Genomic DNA, 5,395 nt, shown 5'->3' with positions numbered 1-5,395 from the left:
AGTGCCTGGTTCTCCTCGAACACTTCCCTGTACTGGCGCCCACCGAAGTAGTTGTTCAGACGCTGGAGTGTTCCTTTCAGTCGGGCTATCTCCCGAAACAGTTCCCTTTCTTCTTCCGTGTACCTCTCCTTGGGTCGTCCGCCCAGTGCGAGTGTACGGCAGTACTCCGATATGCTGATGCCGCATCGGGCTGCCTGTTCCGCAAGTGCCGCCTTTTCAAGTGCGGTGCAGCGGAATGTTATCTTCTCCGTTCGATTTACTTTCATGTCGCAAAGGTAATCTTAAAATCCTTTTGAGCAAAGCGAGAAAGGCAAGAATGTCCGACAAGGACACTTCTTGCTATATATACACATTCCGCATGGGAATACACACAGCGCTAACACACTGCATAGCCACACACTTTTTTTTCTTTTTCCCTGCCATTCCCACAACGGAACACGGAGAGCGGTCAAGGGTTCGAGCGGAAAAAACCGCACAGTGAAGCTGTGCGGTTTTTTCCGCTCCGAACTTGCGAAGCCCTTGACGGCTTCGGAGTGTGGAGTTACCTTTGCAGACCGAAAAGAGAAAAAACACAGTTCGCTTCACTAACGCTGACTGGTCAAAGGATACCCTGTTCAGATATGATTTTTTTAAGAATAGATACACTTACGGTAGAGAAGTCTGACTTATCATAGACATCCACAAGATAAACACGACCTTCACTCTCCGATGCACAAATCGTGTATGTGATAACACGTGCTCCCCCAGACTTACCCTTTCCCTTAGAAACAATGGCAAGTCTTATTTTACGGATACCAGGGCTTAGTTCATCCCCCTGCATGGGGTTCTTTTCCAATGACTCGATAAAATCCTTCATGTCAGCCTTAAAAGACTTATACCTTTTTGCAAGGATTTTCGCTTCCCTCTCAAAATGTGGGGTGGTCTTTACTTCAAAGCTCATCAAGAAATGCGTTTGCGCTCTTGGCTGGCTGCTCACCAGCTTCGATTCGTTTCACTTCATTCAAGCCCTCTCTTATTCGAGTGGCTATTTTTTCTTCTACGGACACTGGCACCAATTTAAAATCACCGATACGTGAAGTCAGAAAGACGGATTCTCCCTGAATAGCACGAAGAAGGGTCGCTGTCTGATTCGTCCGAAATTTGCTCAATGGAATTACTTGCATATATCTTAAACTTTTTGATTGTGATACAAATGTAACCATTGTCACCGATATTGTAACCAAATTAATATACTTTAACACGCAAAAAAAAGCTTCAATAACCGCACAATCCCCCAACCCCCCTTACGAGGGGGCTTTGTCTTTGTTTTCCCTATTGTTCTTCATCCGTTTTTCCGAAAGTTGAGAAGCATCTTCAGCTTTATGAGCCTGTTTCTATCTTAACATGGACTATCTATGTCTATCCTCGCGCGCGCGCATTATGCGAGGAAAAAGCCCTCCAAGTACGACATAAAGAATACTTTAATACGACATAAAGAATAAAAATTAACACTTTAAAGACGACATAAAGAATAAAATATACGACCTTTATTTGTTGAGGTCGTACTTTATTCGTATATTTGCTGCAAACCTATAAAACAGCACTATATGAAACCAACTACTTACATTGATTGGGGCGGTCTGAAAGATATTCCGTTCTTCTACTGCGATACAAAGGAAGATGAAGGAAACAAGGACTTTGACATCTACTATCAAGGAAAACTGGTGCTGCATGACTACAACCATTGCGGACACTACCTCTACACAGCTACGCTGCTATTCAGTAAAATCAGAAACATTACAGCCGACTGGGTGAATCTGCGCAACCTTTGGATTCTGCGTAACTGCGTGCGTGAGAACTACAATCACGGCATAGGGGTGGACGACATTATCTTTGGAGAGAATTTTGATGGCGAGAACCTCGATACACTCACACCGCTTACAAAGAAACGCTTCGATTATTTGTGTAAGCGGATTAAGGAACTTGACCCATACGCAACAATCTAAGAGAATATCCAATGAGTGAGAATCTACCCAACAAAGCAGTATTTCAGTCCTATATATGGACTTGCGCAAAGTACGATTTCAGCCCCTATGAAAAACGTATTATTTACCGTCTTATAGAGTTTGCACAGCATTGGTTAGAAGGTGTAAAAATCAAAGATCACATGCACAAAATCGAGCCGACAGACTGCGGTGTAAACATCACTATGCCTGTGGCGGATATACTTCGAGATGAAACAGACAACAACTATGCCAAAGCAAAGGCTGCATTTACCTCGCTTTCAAAAAAAGGGGCGGAGTATGAAGATGATGAGATTTGGTTCTATACAGCCATAATAGAGCATCCCAAAATAAAGAAAGGCACAGGCGTTGCCACTTTCCATGTCTATGAACCTGTTTGGAGAGCTGCGCTTGATTTCACTAAGGGTTTCAAAAAATACGAACTTGTAACCGCTATGAAATTCAAAAGTGTTTATGCCATGCGATTTTATGAGCTCATGTCAGGACAAACTACACCTTTGTTTGTGCCGTTAGAAGGTTCTGACGGGCTTCGGGAAAGATTCAATCTACAAGGTAAATATGAAAGGGTAAACGACTTTCGCAGGAAGGTTATTGATGTCGCAAAAAAAGAGCTTGACAAGTTCTCTCCTTATTCGTTTGTGGCTAAGGAGGAAAAAGAAGGGAAGAAGGTTATTGGATGGACTCTGTTCCCTGTTTTCTTTGAAGATAGAGAAGACCCTGCACTACAGGAACAAGCGCGCATAGCTAAAGTTACAGCACGGCTCCAGTTAGAAAACAACGTATATGACTACCTCAAATTTTCTTTTGACTTCAAATCTGATGAAATCAACAAGAACAAGAAAACCCTTATCGAGGGACAAAACCGCATCCCCGATTTTATGGGGTTCTTGGGAGAATTGAAGAAAGGCGCACGGCTGGCAGAAAACCCTAAAGGATATGTAATCGGAGCTATCAAAAGGAAGCTAAAGGAATTGTAAAATATCAAATCAAATAATATTTATTCATTTTTTCTACAATATATCACTTTTTTATAAAAAACCATCAATCTATTTGCTTAATACCTTTTTTTTCTATTCCTTTACAACATAATCTCTAAACGTTTACATATATGAAAACGTATGTTTATTTATTTTTCTGCTTGTTTTCACTTATGGGATTTCAAGCCTGTAGCAATGACGAAGTAGATAACGTCAAGACTACAACCTCGAATGATGTAGAAGCCGTCAGTGCTTCAAGTTCTTTAATCACTTCTGAAGAAGCCAAAAACAACATTCCTGCTTTCACTGAAGCCATAGAAGCCGAAAATACGTTGTTGGGGCTTTCTTCAAGAGCAACCTCTATGGACGCTTTCTCTGAAGATTATGATTTTTCTGTGCAGCAAAAAATAACATCTAAAGAAAAAGGAGGTATTGTATACTTGGTACAAAGTAAAACAAACAAAGACAATTTTTTAGCTTTATATGAAAATCCTGATGGCATTATACTTAATGTAAAGAAAATAAACATCAATGCTAACGACAAAGAAGCTATAGTTGCCTTATCAAAAATTGATGATACATATTTTTTCACAGCACAAGCAGAGAAAGAGCAAAGTGTCGTTAATATTCTCTCATATAACGATAAAATTTTAACCATCTCTCAAACAAGAAATGGTTGTAGTCTTTCTATTGGCGGTGCTGGTATAATTTGGGGAACAGCTTTTGGAGCTCTTAGCATGGGCGCTGGAGCTGCTGCTAGTCTTGTTTTCTTATTAATGGCAGAAGCCCTTTGTTAATGATTATGAAAAAGAATTTGCTTTTTATTCTATTCTTAGTTATGCCTATAGCTCTTATAGGTATAAGCATTTACAACAAAGACATTGAACGCATAGAAAGGGCTTTCTACTTTTTGCTATCAATATGCGGAGCATATATTATGTCTTCCTTGAAAGAAGCTAAAAATATAAAAATCAGTAAGAGGACGAAAAAAATTATTATACTCTCCTTTATTGGAGCTCTCTTCTCTATTTTTGTTTTTTTCTTCTTGGAAAACATCTATTTAGGTTGCATTATAGCCTCAATGATTGCTATATATCCATTTTCTCTGATATATAAAGAGCAAAAATGTTAAAAAAGCAGCAGGGGAGGATTTTATCTCCCCAACTGCTTTTTTTCTTTCAATTCACATTCCTTTCAGTGTCTAACTGCATTTTTTGATAGTATTCATAATACCTCTTGTAATTATCCCTGTCCTTGGCTGCATCCACCCACAGGTAACACATCAGACAGGCGAACAATAGGGAAAAAACAGCACAAAGGATTGAGTACATTGAAACTTTCTTGTCCACATAGCTGCCATTTTTCATTCTGTTTCCCTGCCGTTCAAAGTCCGCCAATACGTTTTTTAGGCGATTTTCAGCACTTTCAAGGCTTCCCCTGTCTATTTCTACCTTTTTGGTTGTTGCATCCTCTATGCGCTTCGTATAAGCTTCTACACGCTTCAATTCTTGAAACACAAGTTCTACCGCAAGCTGCGGATTTACTTTGGGCGTGGTGTCCTTTCTCTTTCGGGGGCTGTACTGCCCCTGCTTATAGGTGTAATCCTCCGTCTTTGGGTTTGAGGGTGTTTCCATAATTCCTGCTGATTGAGTTATACTTCAATTTTTTCTGTGTCTTCTCGATATGGGCAAGCGTATAGCCTTTCCCTATCTCGCTTGCCTTGTATTCCGTTCCGCTCCGGGCTTTCACGTAGTAGCCGTTGAGTTTGCCTGTACTTGCCCGGGCTTCCCTTACCTTGAAGCCCAGTTTTCCGAGTTCCCGGCTGAATCCGGCAAGGTCAAACCCCTGCATCCGTATAAGAACATCATCCATAGCCTGTTTTATCTCTTCCCTGTTGGCTTTGCCTATATCCTTTGACTGTACCAAGTTCCGTTCTCTGGCTATACTGTTGGCAGCTTCCGTAGCTCTCTTCCCTATCCAGTTATCCTGGTATAGTTCTCCCGATAACGACACACGGTTTGCCAGTATATGCAGGTGGGCTTGCCTGCGGTTCTTCTCCGTTCCGCTGTGCTTCACAATGATGTACTGGTGGTTCATCAAACCCATGCGCTGCATGAAGTCATTACCGAGCTTCGCCCAGTCCGCATCGGTCATGCCTGCACTTTCTTCCACTGAAGGGCTGACCTCAAACCGAAGGCAGTTGTTCTTTACGTTCGGAAAATCAACAAAGTAAGGTTTCATCTCCTGCACCATATCTTCGCCTGTGCAGCCGAAAAGCTCATGGCGGTGTATCTCGGTGGCTGCTGCCTCTCCGTTTATCTCTTTGGCAAGGTCGTACTCCAGTGCTGCCGTGCCATGAGATATGCTCTTTCCTTTTGCTATCATCGTGAAAGTATCTTTTTAAGTTCATTGATT

Annotated in this window: 9 protein-coding genes; 4 read left to right on the top strand and 5 right to left on the bottom strand. The window is 41.5% G+C overall.

Annotated elements, in window-relative coordinates; all coding sequences use genetic code 11:
* The 3 genes from mbpA to BACCOPRO_RS07785 form a co-directional block, all read right to left on the bottom strand.
* On the bottom strand, window positions 1-266 hold a 266-nt coding region (gene mbpA, locus BACCOPRO_RS07795), incomplete at its 3' end, for a mobilization protein MbpA (protein WP_008142491.1).
* Window positions 267-598: 332 nt separating this feature from the next.
* Complete coding sequence (locus tag BACCOPRO_RS07790; protein WP_008142487.1) at window positions 599-940, bottom strand: type II toxin-antitoxin system RelE/ParE family toxin; 342 nt, start codon at window positions 938-940, stop codon at window positions 599-601.
* Window positions 930-1,202, bottom strand: coding sequence for a prevent-host-death protein (locus BACCOPRO_RS07785; RefSeq protein ID WP_240054384.1), 273 nt, complete (start codon window positions 1,200-1,202; stop codon window positions 930-932). The genes BACCOPRO_RS07790 and BACCOPRO_RS07785 overlap by 11 nt, the downstream gene beginning before the upstream one ends.
* Window positions 1,203-1,586: 384 nt before the next feature.
* Between BACCOPRO_RS07785 and BACCOPRO_RS07780 the strand changes: the two genes are divergently transcribed.
* The 4 genes from BACCOPRO_RS07780 (at window position 1,587) to BACCOPRO_RS07765 (ending at window position 4,112) form a co-directional block, all read left to right on the top strand.
* Window positions 1,587-1,985, top strand: coding sequence for a hypothetical protein (locus BACCOPRO_RS07780; RefSeq protein WP_008142482.1), 399 nt, complete (start codon window positions 1,587-1,589; stop codon window positions 1,983-1,985).
* 11 nt (window positions 1,986-1,996) lie between these two features.
* Window positions 1,997-2,980 (top strand): replication initiation protein, encoded by a 984-nt coding sequence (locus tag BACCOPRO_RS07775; protein ID WP_008142481.1) that lies wholly within the window; start codon window positions 1,997-1,999, stop codon window positions 2,978-2,980.
* A gap of 131 nt (window positions 2,981-3,111) precedes the next feature.
* Window positions 3,112-3,777 carry a hypothetical protein gene (locus BACCOPRO_RS07770; protein ID WP_054858236.1) on the top strand — a complete coding sequence of 222 codons (666 nt, stop codon included), beginning with the start codon at window positions 3,112-3,114 and terminating at the stop codon, window positions 3,775-3,777.
* Window positions 3,778-3,782: 5 nt separating this feature from the next.
* Window positions 3,783-4,112, top strand: coding sequence for a hypothetical protein (locus BACCOPRO_RS07765; protein ID WP_117926440.1), 330 nt, complete (start codon window positions 3,783-3,785; stop codon window positions 4,110-4,112).
* Between the two features lie 46 nt (window positions 4,113-4,158).
* On the opposite strand, the gene mbpC is transcribed toward BACCOPRO_RS07765, so the two are convergent.
* Window positions 4,159-4,614, bottom strand: coding sequence for a mobilization protein MbpC (mbpC, locus tag BACCOPRO_RS07760; RefSeq protein ID WP_008142478.1), 456 nt, complete (start codon window positions 4,612-4,614; stop codon window positions 4,159-4,161).
* Entirely contained in the window at window positions 4,571-5,365 is a 795-nt protein-coding gene (mbpB, locus tag BACCOPRO_RS07755; RefSeq protein WP_008142477.1) for a mobilization protein MbpB, read from the bottom strand. Before mbpB ends, mbpC begins: the two co-directional genes overlap by 44 nt.
* Window positions 5,366-5,395: the final 30 nt, after the last annotated feature.

It is taken from the genome of Phocaeicola coprophilus DSM 18228 = JCM 13818 (assembly GCF_000157915.1).
Classification (GTDB): domain Bacteria; phylum Bacteroidota; class Bacteroidia; order Bacteroidales; family Bacteroidaceae; genus Phocaeicola; species Phocaeicola coprophilus.
The sequence above is the reverse complement of the archived record's forward strand: the minus strand, read 5'-3'. Positions and strand labels throughout refer to the sequence as shown.

Coding starts and splice junctions, on each gene's coding strand:
- BACCOPRO_RS07770 (WP_054858236.1), top strand. CDS start 3,112: ATGAAAACGTATGTTTATTTATTTTTCTGCTTGTTTTCACTTATGGGA.
- mbpC (WP_008142478.1), bottom strand. CDS start 4,614: ATGGAAACACCCTCAAACCCAAAGACGGAGGATTACACCTATAAGCAG.
- BACCOPRO_RS07785 (WP_240054384.1), bottom strand. CDS start 1,202: ATGGTTACATTTGTATCACAATCAAAAAGTTTAAGATATATGCAAGTA.
- mbpB (WP_008142477.1), bottom strand. CDS start 5,365: ATGATAGCAAAAGGAAAGAGCATATCTCATGGCACGGCAGCACTGGAG.
- BACCOPRO_RS07780 (WP_008142482.1), top strand. CDS start 1,587: ATGAAACCAACTACTTACATTGATTGGGGCGGTCTGAAAGATATTCCG.
- BACCOPRO_RS07765 (WP_117926440.1), top strand. CDS start 3,783: ATGAAAAAGAATTTGCTTTTTATTCTATTCTTAGTTATGCCTATAGCT.
- BACCOPRO_RS07775 (WP_008142481.1), top strand. CDS start 1,997: ATGAGTGAGAATCTACCCAACAAAGCAGTATTTCAGTCCTATATATGG.
- BACCOPRO_RS07790 (WP_008142487.1), bottom strand. CDS start 940: ATGAGCTTTGAAGTAAAGACCACCCCACATTTTGAGAGGGAAGCGAAA.